Annotated in this window: 14 protein-coding genes; all 14 read left to right on the top strand. The window is 35.5% G+C overall.

What is annotated here, in order from left to right:
- The first annotated feature begins 969 nt into the window (after positions 1 to 969).
- The 14 genes from BN2390_RS17890 (at position 970) to BN2390_RS17825 (ending at position 20109) form a co-directional block, all read left to right on the top strand.
- A complete protein-coding gene (locus tag BN2390_RS17890) occupies positions 970 to 3390 on the top strand; it encodes a S24 family peptidase (protein WP_053985672.1) in 2421 nt (806 codons plus the stop codon).
- A 143-nt stretch (positions 3391 to 3533) separates the two neighbouring features.
- Positions 3534 to 5993, top strand: coding sequence for a hypothetical protein (locus BN2390_RS17885; RefSeq protein ID WP_053985671.1), 2460 nt, complete (start codon positions 3534 to 3536; stop codon positions 5991 to 5993).
- Between the two features lie 520 nt (positions 5994 to 6513).
- On the top strand, positions 6514 to 9024 hold the full coding sequence (locus BN2390_RS17880) for a DEAD/DEAH box helicase family protein (protein ID WP_053985670.1): 2511 nt from the start codon (positions 6514 to 6516) through the stop codon (positions 9022 to 9024).
- Complete coding sequence (locus tag BN2390_RS17875) at positions 9021 to 9620, top strand: class I SAM-dependent methyltransferase (RefSeq protein ID WP_053985669.1); 600 nt, start codon at positions 9021 to 9023, stop codon at positions 9618 to 9620. Before BN2390_RS17880 ends, BN2390_RS17875 begins: the two co-directional genes overlap by 4 nt.
- 108 nt (positions 9621 to 9728) lie before the next feature.
- The gene (locus tag BN2390_RS17870; protein ID WP_053985668.1) at positions 9729 to 10598 is read left to right on the top strand and encodes a copper amine oxidase N-terminal domain-containing protein; all 870 of its coding nucleotides are present in this window, start codon (positions 9729 to 9731) and stop codon (positions 10596 to 10598) included.
- An 809-nt stretch (positions 10599 to 11407) separates the two neighbouring features.
- Positions 11408 to 12070 (top strand): hypothetical protein, encoded by a 663-nt coding sequence (locus tag BN2390_RS17865; protein ID WP_053985667.1) that lies wholly within the window; start codon positions 11408 to 11410, stop codon positions 12068 to 12070.
- A 265-nt stretch (positions 12071 to 12335) separates the two neighbouring features.
- Complete coding sequence (locus BN2390_RS17860) at positions 12336 to 12695, top strand: nucleotidyltransferase family protein (protein ID WP_198524941.1); 360 nt, start codon at positions 12336 to 12338, stop codon at positions 12693 to 12695.
- Positions 12682 to 13068 (top strand): HEPN domain-containing protein, encoded by a 387-nt coding sequence (locus BN2390_RS17855; RefSeq protein WP_053985665.1) that lies wholly within the window; start codon positions 12682 to 12684, stop codon positions 13066 to 13068. The genes BN2390_RS17860 and BN2390_RS17855 overlap by 14 nt, the downstream gene beginning before the upstream one ends.
- 761 nt (positions 13069 to 13829) lie before the next feature.
- A complete protein-coding gene (locus BN2390_RS17850) occupies positions 13830 to 14489 on the top strand; it encodes a bifunctional 4-hydroxy-2-oxoglutarate aldolase/2-dehydro-3-deoxy-phosphogluconate aldolase (protein ID WP_242847694.1) in 660 nt (219 codons plus the stop codon).
- Positions 14490 to 14556: 67 nt separating this feature from the next.
- The gene (locus BN2390_RS17845; RefSeq protein WP_053985663.1) at positions 14557 to 15579 is read left to right on the top strand and encodes a sugar kinase; all 1023 of its coding nucleotides are present in this window, start codon (positions 14557 to 14559) and stop codon (positions 15577 to 15579) included.
- Between the two features lie 189 nt (positions 15580 to 15768).
- Positions 15769 to 17109 carry an ABC transporter substrate-binding protein gene (locus BN2390_RS17840; protein ID WP_053985662.1) on the top strand — a complete coding sequence of 447 codons (1341 nt, stop codon included), beginning with the start codon at positions 15769 to 15771 and terminating at the stop codon, positions 17107 to 17109.
- An 87-nt stretch (positions 17110 to 17196) separates the two neighbouring features.
- Positions 17197 to 18102 carry a carbohydrate ABC transporter permease gene (locus tag BN2390_RS17835; protein WP_053985661.1) on the top strand — a complete coding sequence of 302 codons (906 nt, stop codon included), beginning with the start codon at positions 17197 to 17199 and terminating at the stop codon, positions 18100 to 18102.
- A gap of 11 nt (positions 18103 to 18113) precedes the next feature.
- Entirely contained in the window at positions 18114 to 18944 is an 831-nt protein-coding gene (locus tag BN2390_RS17830; RefSeq protein ID WP_053985660.1) for a carbohydrate ABC transporter permease, read from the top strand.
- A 13-nt stretch (positions 18945 to 18957) separates the two neighbouring features.
- Positions 18958 to 20109, top strand: a complete 1152-nt coding sequence (locus tag BN2390_RS17825) for a glycoside hydrolase family 88 protein (protein WP_053985659.1) — start codon at positions 18958 to 18960, stop codon at positions 20107 to 20109.
- Positions 20110 to 20128 lie beyond the last annotated feature (19 nt).

The following is a 20128-nucleotide window of genomic DNA, read 5'->3' as shown; positions in this document are numbered from 1 at the left end:
TACTTGCTTTGTTTTGCCTTTCACTTATATATATACGGAATAGGGCACCATTTTCCTCAAAAAAATAAGAAATAAAAATATCTTTGTGCAAAACATATAGGAAATGAGTAGTTAAAGTAAGTGGAAATTGTGCAAATAAGAGATGGAATAGGTAGGTGTCATACAGAGAAAAATAAGAATGATAGGACAAATGTCAAGATGAATTTTATAACAACACAACAAGCTCACCTAGAGTCTACCCTCCCTCTTAAAATAAGGTAGATCAAGGTGAGCTTGTTGTCTGTGTGGCAAAAGTGTTTCTATAAGTTCAGTAACACAAGGCGTTCGGAAATAGATAGAAATCTAAAAGGGTTACATGAGCTGGTGTGCGATCTTTATCTCTATAAGACGTATGGGTAATCTTAGGTGATAGAGGTATTTGATATACGTATCACTGTAGCGTATGCATACAGGTTATAGCAGCGTGAGATTGCTTTAAAGCTCATAGTAGAGTATAGAAATCTAAATATGTAATTAAACAAAGTAAGTGATACAAAGTTTGAAACTAAGGGTGTTGCATCTTATCAATAGGCTTGCCACAGACACTATAGATAAGGTTACTAAGAAAAGAAGACGAACAATAGGCAAGAGGGAGGAATCCTACAGCGTATCTAAACTTTTCTTAGAAGTAAGGATTAAGGCACAAGTCGGTGGCCACCAAAGTTACCTGTGAGGCTTAACCCTTACACTCTATATATACAAATTAGAGAGGGAAATCCGTCGGAGAAAATGAAAGAAAAGTTAAGTTTGTGGAAGGTTAATAAGAGTGAATGTGAAAAATTGTAGAAATGGTTACAAGTAATAGATAAGAGAGAAATTTAAGAGAAGCAAAATACGTGCTTTTTAGTAAATAGTTTTATATATAAATGACGAAATATTTGGTATAATTATGATTATATTAAATACTAGTCTAAAAAGGGGAGATCAGGGGTGCACTTAAATAGAGAACAGCTTAAGCTAGCCGAAAATGGAGCAATGGGACATGCACTTATTAGAGGCATTGCAGGATCAGGCAAAACAACTGTAGGGGTTAGAAGAATTACTTATTTACTTGAAAATTATTGTTATGAATCAGATAAAATTTTGTTTATTACATATAACCGTTCACTGAGTAAATATATTGAGTATCTTTATAAAAAGATGGAAACAGCTGTTAATATAAGTCTTTTTGATACAGAAGAAAGTAAGGATCCAAATGTAGAGGTAAAAACAATCGATGCATTAGCTTTAAAATATTTTAGTAAGTACAATGTACTGAGTCAAAAGAATGCAACAATAGCTTGGCAAATACCAAATAGTTTGGTACAAGAAGCAATTGCTACAGTAAAGGAAGCCTATCCAAATTGTAAGTTTTTGAATAACCAGCATTTTAAATTTTTGAAAGATGAAATTGCATGGATTAAAGGATGTGGTTATACAACGCTAGAAGCTTATCAAAATGCAGATAGAATAGGACGTTCTCTAGGGAGTGAAGAAGAAGGACCTAGCAAACTTTATAAGCAATCTACCAACAGAGAGGCAATCTATAGCTTGCTAAAAGAAATAGATAGAAGGCTTTTTGAAAATAATCAAGTGGATGGATTAACAGCGAATATTATGGCACTCAAATACATTGTGAAGCATGGTGCGGAAGAAAGGTATCAGCATATTATCATTGATGAAGCCCAAGACTTAACAAAGGTTCAGCTAGAGCTTATTAGTGCGTTAAAGGCAGAGCAAGAAGAAAGCTCCATTTTGTTTTTAATGGATGTTGCTCAAAGTATCTATCCTCATGCATGGCTGACAAAAGGACGCACCTTTAAAAGTATTGGCTATGATATGACAGGAAAAGGTTATAAACTTAATAAAAATTATCGTACAACAACAGAGATTTCTCAATGTGCATATAGCTTGTTATCAAAAGAACTAGAAATTGTAGAAGATGAGAATTTTGTAAAGCCAACTCTTATAGAAAGACATGGAGAATACCCTGTTTATAGACATTTTGAATCAAGCAAAGAGCAAACAAACTATGTCATTCGTTTAATCAATGCCTTAAAGAAAAGTTATAATTTAAAAGATATTGCTATTGTGAGTCGCACGAATAAGGCATTAGAACTTTTGCAAGAAGTATTAGACGAGGCGCATATGCCATCACTCTTATTTAAAAACAACAAAGAAGTAGATTTTGGAAAAGAAGAAATCAAACTTCTAACCATGCACTCTGTAAAAGGATTAGAGTTTAAAATTGTAATTTTAATAGAGCTTAATAAAAATATTATTCCATATACTCAAAGTGGATTAACGGAGGAAGAAGCCAAAGAAGAAGAGAAAATGGATCGCAAATTGCTTTATGTAGGGATGACAAGAGCACAAGAAAGTCTATATTTATGTTCATATGGGGAGGCTTCCAAGTTTATTAAAGATATAGATAAAAAGTTTTTGACCATGCAAAATGGAAGCCGTATGAATGCCTTTTATCAACTGCCTTATGAGCAATACTTATTTATAGAGAAGATTAAAAATAAGCATGAACAAGAAGAAAGTATTAGACAATGGGTGCTAGCAGAGCTAATCAATAACTATGGTTATCCAAAGGAATTGTTACAAGTAGAGTATCCTGTTAGAAGCTTCTCACAAGTAGGTTTAGTGGACATAGCTGTTATCAATAGTAACAATCAGATGCCCCATTTATTTGTAGAAGTGAAACAACGTAATGTAGCTATAGAAGAAGCAGTTGCTCAGCTCAAATCCTATATGAACGTATCCAATGTCACATACGGTATAGCGACTAATGGGAAAGAAATTATATTCCTAGACCAACAATTTAATGAGATTAAGGATATTCCTGTATGCGATATTACACTATTACCAACAACGATGGAACGTTATATTTATGTAGATAAAGGAACTTACAGGAACTATCCATTTGAAAGAGATATTAATGTAGCAGAGATTATAACAGAAAATGGTGTATTTTCAGGTGATACACTTCAGAATATTAAGATTTATTCAGATATTGCAGCAGGCATGCCTATAGAGATTGTAGATGAGATCAAAGGTAACTTTAGACTACCAAAAGAATGGACAAAAGAAAGACCAGGGCTCTACATTCTTAATGTACGAGGGGATAGTATGCTTGGTGCAGGAATAGAAAGTGGAGATATGGTTGTTATAGATGATGCTCAAGTGGTTAATACAAACGATATAGGCGCAGTGTACTATAATGGTGCAACAACCCTTAAGAGAGTGGTACCTATGGGAGATAGCATACTACTTATGAGTGAAAATCCAGAGTATGAACCGATACAGATCTCAGAAGGAGACTTTAAGGTAATGGGAAAATTGGTGGGGGTTATTAAGAAAGTATAAGAGGAGAAAAAGAGTTACGCCTAAAATGTTAAAGTATGGCAGTAATGTGGGATATAGACTTCGGTAGAGCTATCATAAAGAGAATAGCTCTACATAGTGAAGAATATAATTTTAATAAAGAGTAGTTTAAGGATGGGATTATTATGAACTCGAAAGATTTATTTATAAAATTTTACCAAGCAGAAACTGAGAAGGAAGTAACAAAGCTTATTGAGTTATTAAATATGAATGAGGAACAAGATTGGAAACCATATGGTGAGAATGAAAGTAATTTTAGTGTCATAGGAAATCAAGCTTCAAATGCTGAAAGAGCATTAATTGAAAAGTTTACCAATTCAGTAGATGCAGTATTAATGAGAAAATGCTATGAAAAAGGCATTGATCCAAAAGGAAAAGACGCACCTTCAAGTTCTAGGCAAGCGCTTGAGGTATTTTTTGGTATAAAAGAAGGCGAAACTTCTAATATTGAAAAAGAGCAGGAAAGAGAATTAAGCCAAAATATATTACTCATGGCAACAAGTAAAGATTGTAAACCAACTGAAAAGCAAAGTCGTAATAATCCTAACCTCATTATTTTTGATAGAGGAGAGGGTCAGGAACCGTCTCGTTTAGAAGATACAATTTTATCGTTACTTAAAGGCAATAAAAGTGCTATTCCTTTCACACAAGGAAATTATAATCAAGGTGGAAGTGGAGCACTTATGTATTGTGGTGAAAATGGTTATTGTTTGGTGATTAGTAAACGTAACGGGTATATACCCAAAGAACAAGCAACAGATATAAAAACAGTAGATAAATGGGGATGGACACTAATTAGAAAAGAAATTAGAGAAAATGCTAAAGATCCTGTATATACTTACTATGCACCTAATGGAAAAATATTAATGATCGAAGAGGAAACACTTCCTTTACTTCCAAAAGAATTAAGTAATAAGGATTCCAAAACGTATTTACAATATGAAGGCTCTTGTAAAGGATTTATTCCATATGAAGAACAAGTTCAAAGTGGAACAGCAATAAAACTTTATAATTACAAATTGGCTAAAAAGGGACCTTTAAATGGAAATGTAAAATATGATTTAGCAGCTTATATTAATGATACCTATTTACCTATTCGATTTATAGATTGCAGAAAGAATAAAGGTAGTAACAGCCTCTATTTCAGGGGATTTAAAAAGGTTATTCAAGCAGATTTAAGAAATAATGAAGAAGAGGAAAAAGGACTTGTACATAGCAAATTCAATTTTGACTTTAAAGCAGAGGATCAGCAAGTAGTTGTAACGGTTTACTGCTGTAATAAAAAAGCTAGTTCTGACCTTAATGCCGGAAAACTTATGGAAGGCGCTAAGCCTGTTAAATTTTGCTTAGGTCAACAGTTCCAAGGGGGATTAACAGGACGTTTCTTAAATGGTGCGGGGTTAGGAGCAATACAAGATCTAATTATTATGATTATTGAGTTTCCTAACATTTCAACACGTTTTAGAAGTGATCTTTTTGCGACAGATAGAGAGCGTCTTTATGATAAAAAACCTAAGAAGATCATAGAACAAAAGTTAAAGGATTTCATTTCTAAAAGTGAAGAACTACGTGAATTTAGAAAGTACATCTTAAAAGCAGATGCTACTAAACCACAAGATAGTGAAGCTATCAAAGAGATTATGAAGGAGTGGGTAGAAAAAGACCCAACTATCAGTGAGTTACTGCTAGGCAATAATATTTTTAACAATAAGGTAAAAAAAGAGGAGCAAGAAGAGGGAGAAGAAGGTGAAGTTTCTGTACCACATCCAGTACAAGGTGGAGAACCACGCAAAAACAGTAAGCGTGAGTCTATTCAAACTCAATATATGCCAACGTATTTCAAACCTATGCTTAGAAAAAATGAAAATGATGAATACCTTAAACCAACTGCGATCAACAAAAGCTTTCGTATAAGATTTGTCACGGATGTAGAAGAAGATTTTTTCACTAGAATGAATCATCAAGGCCAAGTAACTATTGTGGTAGATGGAAAAGAAACCAGTGAGTTTAGTAAAGTCATTAAAAACGGCAAGGCAACTTTCATTTTTAATGATAAGCTGGCAGGCAAAAAGATTATGCAAAAGACACTTGAGTTTAGAATTACTTGCAAAGGTGGATTGACATTTGAATATACTATCCTGCTTGATGTGAAAGATGATGTACAAGGAAAGATAAAAGATAAAGGAAATAATAAAAATGAGATAGGCCTACCAAATTATCGAGAAGTAACTGAGGAAAACTGGCTATCAGGTATGAAGGCAGAAAGTGCAGTCATGCTTGTTAATGACCTAGGAACAGAAACATATTATATTAATATAGATAATACAGCGCTTAAAGTGAAAATTGACTCGCTCACAGACGAAGTAGAGAAAGACCTGTACAAACAAATGTACACTTACATGATGCTTTTCATGGCGATTGGTATGCGCCACAATAACAAAAAGCCTAAGGACGTAGATCAAGATGAAAAAGCAATGAGTGTGGAAGATGAGATTAATGTTGTTACGAGAGAATATGCTAAGTTTATGTTCGTTGGGGAAAAACTGATGGATGATTTGAAAAAGAGGTTAGGAAAGCTAATCTAGAAGATGAAAGATATTACTAATTATTATTAATAAATTTATTATAGCATGTATTGTTCTAGTAATTATATTTTGTAGGATAAATGTGGTAATAACAATAGGGCTTACTGATTTGGTATCAGTAAACCCTATGTTTATTTATCCTAATACCATATGTTTAATCTACTCTATTCCTGTATTGGGATTTTACCTAAATATTTGGAAAAATTATAGTAGAAAAGTCAAAAGAAAAGTTTATATCATATAATGATTCAGTTTATAAAGACTTATATTGCATGGAGCAACAGTAGATTAATAAATTAATAGATGGAACAAGAAGATATAAAATAAATGCAGAACGGAATGTATATTAAAATAGTTAGGGAACTTGACAAAACTGCAAAGAAAAAATAAAGGTAACATATAAATATAAGAGTTATTGCATGATATAGATTTAGTAACTCTTATATTTATGTATGGGCATTAGGAATTTCCAATTCTAAATACTCTATGTTAAACTATCTCTATACACAAATTTTTAGGGGTGAACATTATCAATACAGAACAACTTAAACATGACTTACTTTATAAAACAAGTAAACATATTGATGATTCTATCCGTCTTGTGAATGCCATTACGGGAGAATCAGATCACTTATATAACCGTCTTAAAACGAGTATGAAAAATGCGCAATCAATAGATATTATTGTATCTTTTCTTATGGAATCAGGGGTTAAGCTACTTCTTGGAGACTTAAAGGAAGCAATAAACCGTGGGGTGAAGATTCGTCTGTTAACAGGGAACTATTTACATATTACAGAACCTTCGGCATTATATTTAATTCGTGAGGCTCTGGGAGAGCGGTTGGATCTTAGATTGTACAATGTACAAAATAAATCATTTCATCCAAAGGCATATCTTTTTCATGGACAAGTAGATAGTGAAATCTATGTAGGTTCTTCAAATATATCGCGTGGTGCATTAACAAATTCTGTAGAATGGAATTATCGTTTTGCTAAGTCACAAAGTCCAGAGGATTTTCAGTATTTTTATAATGAATTCGTAAATCTCTTTGAATGCCACTCTACAGTTGTAACAGATGAGGTACTAGAGGCATATTCAAAAAGTTGGACAAAGCCTAAATTGTTTTCAAAGTCTCAGCAACTTGCACAAGAAGCATTGGAAGAGATAGGTGAACGTAGTGTAATTGACTTGTATGAACCACGGGGTGCACAAATTGAAGCATTGTATGCGTTAAAGAATACAAGAGAAGAAGGCTGGGAACGTGGACTTGTTGTAGCGGCAACGGGTATAGGAAAGACTTATCTTGCTGCATTTGATTCAAAGCCTTATAAACGTGTTTTATTTGTAGCACATCGAGAAGAAATTTTAAAGCAGGCAGAAGAAAGCTTTAGAAAAGTACGACAGACAGAAAGTACAGGATTCTTTTATGGCAATAAGAAAGATGTAGATAAAGAAGTAACTTTTGCTTTAGTTCAGACTTTAGGGAAGAATGAATACTTAAATCAAGAGTTCTTTGCAGCAGATGCGTTTGATTATGTTATTATTGACGAATGTCATCATGCAATAGCACGTCAATATACTAGTGTATTAGATTACTTTACACCAGTTTTTTGGCTATTTTTAACGGCTACACCGGAACGTATGGATAATGGAGATGTTTTTGAAATTGCAGGTGACAATTTAGTTTATGAGGTACGTTTGCAAGAAGCTATTAACAAGGGCTGGCTAGTACCTTTTAGATATTATGCAATTTATGATGAGACAGTAAACTATGATGAAATAGAGTATAAAAATAGTAAGTATGATAAGCAACAATTGGATGCGGGACTGATGATTAGTAGGCGTGCAGAACTTATATTAAAACACTATCAAAAGTATAGTTCTAAACGTGCCATGGGCTTTTGTAGCTCTAAATCTCATGCAGAATATATGGCGCACTATTTCAATAAACAGGGTATAAAAGCTGTAGCTGTCTATAGTGGTGAACAAGGTGAACAGACAGCAGAACGAAGTGAGGCAATTGGACAGTTAAGAAGAGGTGAAATTCAAATTATTTTCTCTGTAGATATGTTCAATGAAGGGGTAGATGTGCCAGAAGTGGATATGGTGCTTTTCTTACGACCGACTCAATCGACTACAATATTCTTACAACAATTGGGAAGGGGATTAAGAAAGTGTAAAGGTAAAGAGTACTTAAATGTTTTAGACTTTATTGGTAATTATAAGAAGGCAAATATTTTCCCGTTTTTATTAGGAAATCGCCCTTATACGGAAAGCGAAATCAAAAAGATGAATCCTCAGACCATAGAGCTACCAGAAGATTGCATCTTGGATTTTGATTTTAGATTGATCGACTTGTTCAAAGAAATGGGTAAGAAAAGTCAAAACGATCTAGAAAAATGTATAGAGGAGTATGAGCGTATTAAAAGTGTAGTGGGAGGAAGACCTACAAGAAAAGAAGTTTTCATCCATACCCCATCGGAGCTAACCAAGAAGATGGGAAGTAAAGTTCTTAAAGACTATTTGGCCTTTTTAAAGATACAAGATGAACTATGTGAAGAAGAAATAGCTTTGATAGATACACGAGCAGGAGACTTTTTACAGCAAATGAGTATTACAGGCATGCAGCGGACATACAAGATGCCGCTTTTGCTTGCGTTCTATAATAACGGAGATATACGCCTTGATATTACATTAGAAGAAGCCAGTGAAGTATGTAAAACATTCTATAAAAAAGGGTCTAATGATCGTGATCTCTTACAAGGGGATAAAAAGACTCACTATAGCACTTGGACGTCAAAAGAATGGAAGACAGAGGTACTTAATCAACCTATTAATGCATTTTTAAAAAATGGAGGAGGCTTCTTTAAAGCTAAAGAAGATTATTTACTTTCTTTAGATGAGATACTCGAGCCTTATTTAAAGAATCCATACTTCAAGAAACATTTTAAAGAAATTATAGACTATAGAGTAGCAGATTACTATCGTAGACAATTTGAAGATAAAAATAAAAGGGGGCTCCAAAAATGAAAGAATTAACCTTAAACTATTACAATACCAATGCCAAAGACTTCATAGAAGGCACACTTAACGTAGATATGTCAGAACTACGCAGTAAGTTCCTGAGTTACTTACCACAAGCAGCTCACATCCTAGATGCAGGGTGTGGCTCAGGTCGTGATAGCCTTGCCTTCAAGGAAGCAGGCTACAAAGTAAGTGCTATCGATGGTTCGGAAGCTATGTGTAACCAAACAGCAGAGCTTATAGGACAACCAGTTCGCCAGATGATTTTTCAAGAGATAGAAGATGTAAATCTTTATGATGGCATATGGGCTTGTGCTACATTGCTTCATGTACCAGAAGAAGATATGGTGGATGTCTTTAGACGTTTATCTAGAGCCTTAAAGAATGAAGGCATTTTGTATGCTTCTTTTAAATATGGTGAATTTGAAGGGGAGCGCAATGGACGTTACTTTAGTGACTATACGGAAGAGCGTTTTACCAAGTTATTAGCTCATTTCCCAGAGTTAGTGATAGTAGAGCAAGGGATTACTGTAGATAAGCGTCCTGATCGTGAGGAAAAGTGGCTGAATGTCATAGTGCGTAAAACAGAAGAAGCGATTTAAGGGGTATAATGCCATACCATAAAAAGGTAGATTGCTTATAAAGTATCTATTCAGCAATATGAAGTGTAAAATAGGAACGATGTACAAAAGACAAAGGAGTTTACTCGAATGAAGAAGCAAATAAAATATATGATTAATCTAACCATAATACTGATGTTAGTATTAATACCTATTCAAACGCAAGCGGTGCCTTTAAAGAATCCTATAGAGGTATCTCTTGACCAGGCTATCATTGGGCAGGGCTATATCAGTGAAAATGGTAATACTATGATTCCACTAAGAATCTTATCAGGAAAGCTTAAGTATAGTGTGAGCTGGGATGGTGTGCATGAAAAGGCGATAATTACAAAAGGGGACCAGTATATTGAACTTGAGGTTGGTTATCACAACGCAAAATCAAATACAGGCTATATTCAATTATCAAGTGTGCCAGAAATGAAGCATAATACAGTTTATGTTCCTCTTAAAGTGGTAGCTGAAGCACTGGGATTACAAATTGGCTATGCCAATAGAACAGCTTATATCTCAACAACAAGTGAGCCTATCCAATTACCTACTGTGAGCAAACAAATATCCTTATCAGAAGTCTCTACTTTATTGTTGAGCAATGGTTATGAAAAGTTTGGGCCAGGTAATATGACTTATCTGAGACGTGCCATTAACAATGAAGGGGAACGTTATCAAATTTCATTATCACAAGTGTTGCCCGAAATGCAATTAGTCACCTTATCTCTACATGAAAATAATCCAGAGAACCTTGCCTTTGCAAACTTAATTTTAAATAGTTTAGTACCTACTAAAGCAGCTGAAATCTATCATATTATTTCTACTCAATCGATTATTCCTTTAACAATTATTGAGTCAGATGGCTATCAGGTAGGATTAGTAGCAAAAGACGAATCTTCTAGCCTAAGCATAACGTTTGATGGCAGTAAGGATAGAAAGTATATTAAAGCATTAGTGATACATGAGCAATAAGTTTTAGAACGCATAAATCGTTATAAAACGCAATAAGCCACCCTAAGAACAGTCTTTTCCTCCCTGTGCACTGCACAAAGACTGAACTTAAGGTGGCTTATTGTTTTGTGGCAAAGATTATAACGTGTAAGTGACTTCCTAGAGTAGTCCTTTGGGTAGGTTCTAAGTAAAGCTAGCATTAGCGAAGTCCTCTTGGATTTACCAGGCTACAGCGAACTGCGTTGGTGTGCCTGCAGTGAAAGGGATCCCCAATTGGATGTATCATGCCAGGTGTCCAAGGCCAGCTGCCTGTACGCTGGATTTACCTCATACGTTCCTAAGAGCTAGTATAACTTAGTAGTTGAACAAAGGATTTGAAAGGCGAAAGCCACTATTTAGTTATAAAGATTGACCAGCATTCTGGGGTTGCCACCACCGACAGAGCTGGGATTCTAAGAAGAGGTGTACCATTAAGTCTAGGGAGGAGAGGAACTTAAGTTACTTGCTCATCTTAGAGAGGTATCTTAGATTCAAGGGGCCTAGGACTTGTCCCATCGGATACCGTATAAGGCGATTTGTTTTACCCTATATATACTTATACACGGATTTTTTTAAAAGTCTCCCAATTTTTATAAAAAAGTTAAAAAATTTTAAAACAAGTTTCTCGTAGAAGTTTGTCTTGGATCTTAAGAAGTTGAAAAACTTTAAATATACAGAGAGTGGCTTAAGGTAGCTTAGTGATTGCTTGGTATAGTTATATATGTAATTTAGTTTAATTATAACTTGTTGTATAATGATATAAAGTATATATACAGCAAGGAGTGAAAGTGATGAAAAGAATCATGAAAATAGTAGGTATAGGATTTGTATTGGGAATACTCATGTTGATTATACAAAAAACCCTTTCTATTCCAGATGATATTTTTCGAAAAGGGTATTGGATAATAGGGATTTTTGTTATCGTGGGGGCAGTACTATTTAATGTACTTTATAATCTGTCCTATAGCAGGAAAATCCAAAAAGCAATTGGGCTTTTGAAAGAGGGGAAATGTAAGGCGTATATTGAACAAATAGAACAAATAAAAGAAAAAGCAAAAGGAAAGACCCTTAGAAGTGTGCTTGATGTTAATCTTAGTGCAGGATACTATGATTTAAAGCAGTATGATAAGGCAATAGGAATCCTTGAACCTTTAGCAAAAGTGAAATTAAGAGATGAAATACGAATTGTATGGTTGCTTAATCTATGTCTAAGCTATTTCTATGTACAACAAAATGATAAAGCAATAGCACTGTATTTACAAAACAAAAATACATGTGAGAAGTTTAAGCGTATGGGGAAATATACAGAAAATATAATGCTATTGGAGATATTCGTTGCATTAGAAAAGAATGAAGTTGCCCTTGCAAGTGAACTTGTTGAAGGATTAGAAAAACAAGTGACAGACGAAAGCATAAAAGAAGAGTTGCTAGAGATAAGGAAAAAAATTCAATAACAAGCCACCCCAAGAACAGTCTTTTCCTCCCTGTGCATTGCACAAAGACTGCGCTTAAGGTGGCTTATTATTTTGTGGCAAAGATTATAACGTATAAGTGACTTTCTAGAGTGGTCCTTTGCGTAGGTTCTAAGTAAAGCTAGTGTAACTCAGTAGCTGAACAAAGAATTTAAAAGAACCTTGTAACTTGAAAGATTTTTTGTGTATACTAAAAGTAAAAGGTAGATTACTATAGTTTTACTAGGTGTATGAGAGGATGGGGTGGATGCAAGTAGTACATGAAATGGACTATATTAAAGAGAAACTTAGAGAGAAGCAAGAGAAAAAAATAAAAGAGCTATTACCTGAATTAATTGCAACGAATCCTATTGAAATTGGGATATATGGGAGTTACGCAAGAGAAACATATAAAGCAACCAGTGATGTTGATATGTATGTACTTTATGAGAAAGTGCCCCAGCGTATACAAAAAGGGGAACTCTATGAGTTAGCCTATGAGATGGGTATAGATTTATTAATAGCGAGTGAAGAAAACTTTTATAAGACAGATAGTGTATTTTGTAAAAATATTATGAGAGACAGAAAGATATTATGGAGACAGGAGAAGAATAATGAAAGCCAATAGTTACTATGCAATAGCTTGTAATGATCTAGCGTATCTAGAAGCCATTGGAGATACAGGCTATTACAATCAGCCATCAGCACTTTGCCAACAGATTGTAGAGAAACTTCTAAAAAGTGTTATTGAACAAGTATATATGGAAGATAATATTACAGAAGTTTTAAGATCTCATTCGCTCAAAACATTAGGCCGAGCATTACAAGGGGCATTACCGAGTTTACATCTTAACTTGAAAGATTTAGCCTACTTAACCAACTACTATTTTGATACAAGATATCCAGGACCTGATTATCATCTTGTAGATAAAGAGGATTTTGAAGAATGTAAGCGTATTATGTATGAAGTCAAAAAAGAAATTGATCAAATTATAAAGTAAATAAACACAATAAGCCACCCTAAGAACAGTCTTTTCCTCCCTGTGCGTTGCACAAAGACTGAGCTTAAGGTGGCTTATTATTTTGTGGCAAAGCTTATAACGTGTAAGTGACTTCCTAGAGTGGTCCTTTGCGTAGGTTCTAAGTAAAGCTAGCATTAGCGAAGTCCTCTTGGATTTACCAGGCTACAGGGAGCTTGGGTTGGTGTGCCTGCAGTGAAAGGGATCCCCAATTGGATGTATCATGCCAGGTGTCCAAGGCCAGCTGTCTGTACGCTAGATTTACCTCATACGTTCCTAAGAGCTAGTGTAACTTAGTAGTTGAACAAAGGATTTGAAAGGCGGAAGCCACTATTTAGTTATAAAGATTGACCAGCATTCTGGGGTTGCCACCACCGACAGAGCTGGGATTCTAAGAGGAGATGTACCATTAAGTCTAGGGAGGAGGGGAACTTAAGTTACTTGCTCATCTTAGAGAGGTATCTTAGATTCAAGGAGCCTAGGACTTGCCCCATCAGATACCGTATAAGGCAATTTGTTTTGCCTTATATATATACATACACCGCAGAAGGTTAAAATTCGTCGCATTTTTCATAAAAAAATAAAAAAGATTGTATATAGGTTAGATAAGATAGCATGACCTTAATAAGACACTTCAAGAAAAACCATATTTTATAGAATATACGCCAAGAAATAGAAAAAAATGCATGCTAGACTAAGAATATAAAGAACTCTGATTTATTTTATAGTGTTGATAAATACATATGGAAAGTAGGAAATGTGTGATGGATTTGATGATGAAGAAATTAGAAAATATAGGGATTATACCTGTAGTCGTTATACATGATGAAAAGGATGCAATGCCATTAGCAAAGGCGCTTTGTGATGGAGGACTATTGGCAGTAGAAGTGACTTTTAGAACGGATGCGGCAGAAGGAACCATTCGCCAGATGAGTGAGGCTTATAAAGAATTATTAGTGGGTGCAGGTACCGTACTCACAACAGAGCAAGTAGACCGTGCAGTGGATGCGGGGGCGAAGTTTATTGTAAGCCCTGGCTTAAACTCTAAGGTGGTGCGCTACTGTCAAGAAAAGGGGATCCCTATTATACCAGGTGTTGTCACTCCAAGTGAAATTGAGCAAGCACTAGAACTAGGGCTTGAAGTGGTTAAATTCTTCCCTGCCGAGCCTTCAGGTGGGCTACCAATGATCCAGGCAATGGGTGCTGCGTATACGAAGCTTAAATTTATGCCAACAGGTGGGATTAATCTGCAAAATGTAGAGGCATATTTGAAATCGGACAAAATCTTAGCGTGTGGTGGAAGCTGGATGGTGAAGGAGCAAGACATCTGCGATGGGAACTTTGAAGACATTACCAAGAAGTGTAAAGCAGTCAGTGCACTTGTGCAAAGTGTTAGAGCATAGATTGTTTTAGTCAGTGAATGCTCTCGATTATATCAATCATATTAAGCATATGCAGGGGGAAGTAACAATGGAAAAACCATTTGATTTATTAGCGTTAGGAGAAATCTTATTAAGATTATCACCACCAGGAGAAGAAAGACTTGTACGCGGCAATCTATTAGAAAAACAAATAGGGGGTGCAGAGTTAAACGTAGCATCAGGTGTTTCCCTTTTAGGCTTACAAACAGGGATGCTCTCCAAAATTCCAGAGACTAGTATCGGATTATTTGCCCGAAATAGTATGCGCTTTTGTGGGGTGAGTGACACCTACTTAGCCTATGACAAGAGCGAAGAGGCAAGACTTGGTATTTATTATTATGAAAAGGGTGCTTATCCTAGAAAACCAGGGGTTGTCTACGATAGAAAGCATACTTCTATGACTAGAGTGGAATGTAGCGATTTTGATCCAGCAATTTATAAAAGTACAAGATGCTTCCACACATCAGGGATTACTCTAGCACTAGGCGAAGTAAGTAGAAACACAACGATTGAACTTATCAAGCGCTTTAAAGCACAAGGTGCTCTTATTTCTTTTGATGTAAACTTTAGAGGCAACTTATGGACAGGTGAAGAAGCAAAAAAATACATTGAACAAATCTTACCTTATGTAGATATTTTCTTCTGTTCTGAGGATACGGCTAGACTTACCTTTGGCAAGGAAGGTGATATGAGAGCAATGATGAAGAGCTTTGCTAAGGATTATCCAATTTCTGTTATGGCATCGACTAAGCGCGTGGTACATAGTCCTAAAAAGCACAGTTTCTCTTCAGTAATCTATGATGCTAAAGCAGATGTTTATTATGAGGAGGAAGGCTATCACAATATTGAAGTGATTGATCGTATTGGTAGTGGAGATGCATATGTTGCAGGAGCATTATATGGTCTATTATCTGAAAAGGGTAATTGCCAAAAAGCTTTAAAATATGGAAATGCCTATAGTGCAGTCAAAAATACCATCCCAGGAGATATGCCTTCTCTCAATTTAGAGGAAATTGAAGATATTATTAAAGATCATGAAAATACAGGTTACCATAGTGAAATGAAACGATAAATCGTACCTTTTTTCGTAAAAAAGTAATACTTCATAAAAAAAGTATTACTTTTTTTATATGAGTATAAAAAAGTAATAGATTCCATAAAAAAAGTTTATTTTTTATAAGTACAAAATAACGTACAATAAAAACACAAACAAGTGTAGTAAATTTAAAAAATTATGGAACAAAGAGAAGGGGCGGATAATATGAAATTAAGAAAGTTTACAGTGTTATCACTTGCTGCAACAATGGCTATGGGGATGTTTACAGGATGTGCGAGCACACAAACAGCCCAAACAGGCAATGTGGAAACTGCTAATCAAACACAAACAGCAGATAAGAAGGAAGAACCAAAAGCACAAGAAAATGTAACCCTTAAAGTCTCTACATGGGACTTAGCAGCCAACCCAGGGATTACAAGCTCAGTTAAAGCTTTTGAAGAACAAAATCCAAATATTAAGGTAGAAATTATTGATATTGCAAGTGCAGACTATACACAAAAATTAAGTGTTATGTTAAATGGTGGCAGTGAACTGGATGCTTTCTGGATTAAAGATGCCGACACAACAAAGAGCTTATTTGACAAAGGGCAAATAGCAGATCTTAAAGCTTACATCGAAAAGGATAGTATCGATTTAGAGGCTTACAACGGACTTGCCAATAACTTTACTATGCCAAGTGGTGAAATTGTAGGTTTACCAGCACGTACAGATTACTATGTTCTTTATTATAATAAAGATATCTTTGACGCAGCGGGTGTTAGCTACCCTTCAAATGATATGACTTGGGAAGAATTTGAAGAAACAGCTAAGAAGATTACAACAGGAGAAGGTGCCGATAAGAAATATGGTGCACTCATTCATACATGGCAAGCATGTGTTGCAAACTGGGGCGTACAAGATGGCAAACATACCATTATGGATACAGATTATACCTTCTTAAAACCTTACTATGAAATGGTTTTACGTATGCAAAATGATGATAAAACCATTATGGATTATGCTACTTTAAAAACAGGTAATATCCATTACTCTAGTCCATTCTTAACAGGTAATGTAGGGATGATGCCTATGGGTTCATGGTTTATGACAACAATTATTAGTAAAATTCAAGCTGGAGAAAGTAGTGTAAACTGGGGCGTAGCCACATTACCACACGCCAATGACGTAGAAGCAGGCTATACAGTAGGTTCAGCAACACCACTTGTTATGAATGCTGCAACCGATAAGCAAGATGCAACATGGGAATTTATTAAATTTATGACTGGTGAAGAATGTGCCAAACTTTATGCTGAAGCAGGTGCAATCCCTGGACGTTCAAATCAAGAAGCTTTACAAGCCATTGCAAACTTAGAAGGAATGCCAGAGGGTGTATTAGAAGCACTTGCAGTGAAAAATATTAGTTTTGATAGACCAATGGCTGATAAAGTTGCAGAAGTCAATGGCATGATGGGTGAAGAGCATTCTATGATTATGCTTGGAGAAGCAAGTGTAGATGAAGGGCTTGCCACAATGGCAGAACGTTCTAAAGAAATTCAAGGAAAATAACCAATAAGACAGTCAGGCAGGCTTAGGAGAATGAAAGGCTTAAAAATCTAAGCCTGCCTTTAATTTTAGATAAAAGGAGGCTATCTGATGCAAACATCACGTCATAAAAAGCAGATGAAAATGAATACACGTAATACCCTTGTTGGCATGTCCTTCATCTTACCGAACTTTTTAGGATTTTTATGTTTTATATTAATTCCAGTTATTTTTTCGTTTATTTTAAGTTTTGCTGAGTGGGATGGTTTTAATGCAATCAAGTTTGCTGGTCTAAGTAATTTTGTAGCGATTTTCAAAAATCGAGTTTTCCTTCCAGCTTTACAGCATACTATTGTTTATACTGTCTTTACTGTGTTCTTTAGTATGGTAACAGCTTTAGGTTTAGCACTTTTATTAAATAGAAAAATAAAAGGAATTAATTTTTTTAGAAGTGCCGTATTCTTTCCTTATGTCGCATCCATCGTAGCAGTAGGGGCTGTATGGAATGCTATGTTTATGAAAGATTCAGGGCCTGTTAATGCCTTCTTACAATTTGTAGGGGTTGCTAATCCACCTGGATGGTTCGCTTCTGTAGAATGGGCTATGGTTGGGGTTATTATTGTAAGTGTGTGGAAGAACATGGGCTACTTTATGATTATTTATTTAGCAGCCTTACAAGATGTACCATCTTCTTTATATGAAGCAGCGCAAATTGATGGGGCTAACAAATGGCAACAGTTTTGGCGTATAACCTTCCCAATGCTTACACCTTCACATTTCTTTGTATTTATGATGCTCACCATCAACAGTTTTAAAGTATTTGATTTGATCTTTGTCTTAACAGACGGAGGACCAGGGATTGCAACGAAGATGCTTGCAAACTTTATTTATGATCAGTCCTTTGTATCTTGGAACTACGGAACAGCCAGTGCGGCTTCAATGGTTTTATTCTTAATAGTAGGAACCATTACGATTATACAATTCCGTTTTGAGAAAAAATTTAATGACTTTATGTAGGAGGAAGCCACATGTCTATAGTAAAAGATAAATTTGGAAAAGTAGCGCTTTATATGTTGCTGAGCATTATAGCATTTGTAACTTTGTTACCATTGATATGGATGCTTTCTGCTTCTTTAAAGTTAGAAAGCCAAGTGTTTAGTGTACCGATTCAATGGATTCCACAAGACCCACAATGGAGTAACTATGCAAAAATATGGGAGAAGATACCGTTAGCGCTTTTTACATTTAATAGTGTAAAAATTACGGTCATTGTTACCCTTATTCAGTTAGCAACTTCTAGTTTTGCAGCTTATGGTTTTTCTAAGTGTAAATTTAGGGGAAGAGATACCTTATTCTTATGCTACATTATTACCATTGCTATCCCATGGCAAGTGTATATGTTGCCTCAATATATTATGATGAATAAGCTACATCTCGTAGATACACACTGGTCCATTATTTTGTTACAAAGCTTTACTGCATTTGGTGTGTTCTTATTACGTCAATTTTATCAAAGTATCCCAGAGGATCTTCTAGAAGCTGCCCGTATTGATGGACTTTCAGAATATGGTATTTATACACGTATCATCTTACCTTTATCCAAACCAGCCCTTGCAAGTTTAACCATTTTTAGTTTTGTAACTGTATGGAATGACTTTATGGGGCCTATGATCTACTTTAACTCAACAAAGGTAAAAACCATACAACTAGGGATTCGTATGTTTATTAGCCAATACTCAGCAGAGTATAACTTGATTATGGCAGCCAGTGTTGTTGCGCTGGTTCCAGTATTTGTTATTTATCTGGCCTTCCAAAGATTCTTTGTAGAGGGTATTGCAACAAGTGGATTAAAGGGATAGAGAGGATGAGGGGATGGAGACATTACATAAAGAATTGTTAGAACAAGCATTAGAGTGTGCAGTAAGGTGTTTGAAAACGAACCTGAAAGACTTTACGTATTCTTTTCAAGATTCAAATAGTGTAAACCAATTTTATAAGCAGGCAGCAAATGTTGAATGGACAACAGGTTTTTGCACAGGAGAATATTGGCTTGCGTATGAATACACACAAGATGAAGCCTTTAAAGAAGCGGCACTGATTCAAGTAGAAAGCTTTTTGGAAAGAATACAAAAAAAGATAGATGTGAACCATCATGATATGGGCTTTTTATATACACCCAGTTGTGTAGCAGCCTACAAACTTATTGGGGATGAAACAGGTAAAGAGGCTGCATTATTAGCAGCAGACAATCTGATTGCAAGATTCCAAGAAAAGGGACAGTTCCTTCAAGCATGGGGAGCGTTAGGGGTAGAAAATAATTACCGCTTGATTATTGACTGTCTACTGAATTTACCTCTACTCTATTGGGCAAGTGAAGTCACAGGGGATGATAAGTATGCCCAAATTGCTAGGAAGCATACGACAACAAGCTTGCAAAATCTCATTAGGCTGGATTGCTCAACCTATCATACGTACTTCTTTGATAAAAATACAGGAGAGCCTGTAAGAGGTGTGACACACCAAGGTTATAGAGATGGTTCGGCATGGGCAAGGGGGCAAGCGTGGGGGGTATACGGTACAGCACTTGCTTATCGTTATACACAAGATCCTGTATGTATTGAACTCTTTGAGAAGATTACAAGGTTCTTCATTGAAAAGTTACCTAGAGATCATGTGCCTTACTGGGATTTGGAGTTTGAAGAAGGCTCAGGTGAACCGAAAGATTCCTCTGCAGCAGCTATTGCAGTATGTGGCATTTTGGAAATGTTACCTAATTTAGAGGAGACAAAGCGAGAATATTACCAAGAAGCCGCTTGGTATATGTTAAAGAGCCTCATTGAAAGCTATGCGGTCAAAGATGTGAAGGAAAGCAATGGCTTACTTTTACATGGTGTTTATGCAAAGAATAGTCCTTACAATCCTATTCCAAAAGATAGGGGCGTAGATGAATGCAATACATGGGGCGATTATTTTTACCTAGAAGCCCTTATTCGTATGACAAAACGATGGAACCCTTATTGGTAATATGTTACCATAAAGAAAA

Origin of the sequence: Niameybacter massiliensis, assembly GCF_001282685.1 — a bacterium.
GTDB classification, from domain to species: Bacteria; Bacillota; Clostridia; order Lachnospirales; family Cellulosilyticaceae; genus Holtiella; species Holtiella tumoricola.
Note: the sequence above shows the minus strand (reverse complement) of the source record. Positions and strands in the feature narration are given on the sequence as shown.

Bases quoted from the DNA above. Each gene is read 5' to 3' on its own strand.
- BN2390_RS17840 (WP_053985662.1), top strand. From the start codon at position 15,769: ATGAAATTAAGAAAGTTTACAGTGTTATCACTTGCTGCAACAATGGCT.
- BN2390_RS17860 (WP_198524941.1), top strand. From the start codon at position 12,336: ATGCAAGTAGTACATGAAATGGACTATATTAAAGAGAAACTTAGAGAG.
- BN2390_RS17825 (WP_053985659.1), top strand. From the start codon at position 18,958: ATGGAGACATTACATAAAGAATTGTTAGAACAAGCATTAGAGTGTGCA.
- BN2390_RS17845 (WP_053985663.1), top strand. From the start codon at position 14,557: ATGGAAAAACCATTTGATTTATTAGCGTTAGGAGAAATCTTATTAAGA.
- BN2390_RS17885 (WP_053985671.1), top strand. From the start codon at position 3,534: ATGAACTCGAAAGATTTATTTATAAAATTTTACCAAGCAGAAACTGAG.
- BN2390_RS17875 (WP_053985669.1), top strand. From the start codon at position 9,021: ATGAAAGAATTAACCTTAAACTATTACAATACCAATGCCAAAGACTTC.
- BN2390_RS17855 (WP_053985665.1), top strand. From the start codon at position 12,682: ATGAAAGCCAATAGTTACTATGCAATAGCTTGTAATGATCTAGCGTAT.
- BN2390_RS17870 (WP_053985668.1), top strand. From the start codon at position 9,729: ATGAAGAAGCAAATAAAATATATGATTAATCTAACCATAATACTGATG.
- BN2390_RS17830 (WP_053985660.1), top strand. From the start codon at position 18,114: ATGTCTATAGTAAAAGATAAATTTGGAAAAGTAGCGCTTTATATGTTG.
- BN2390_RS17850 (WP_242847694.1), top strand. From the start codon at position 13,830: ATGGAAAGTAGGAAATGTGTGATGGATTTGATGATGAAGAAATTAGAA.
- BN2390_RS17835 (WP_053985661.1), top strand. From the start codon at position 17,197: ATGCAAACATCACGTCATAAAAAGCAGATGAAAATGAATACACGTAAT.
- BN2390_RS17865 (WP_053985667.1), top strand. From the start codon at position 11,408: ATGAAAAGAATCATGAAAATAGTAGGTATAGGATTTGTATTGGGAATA.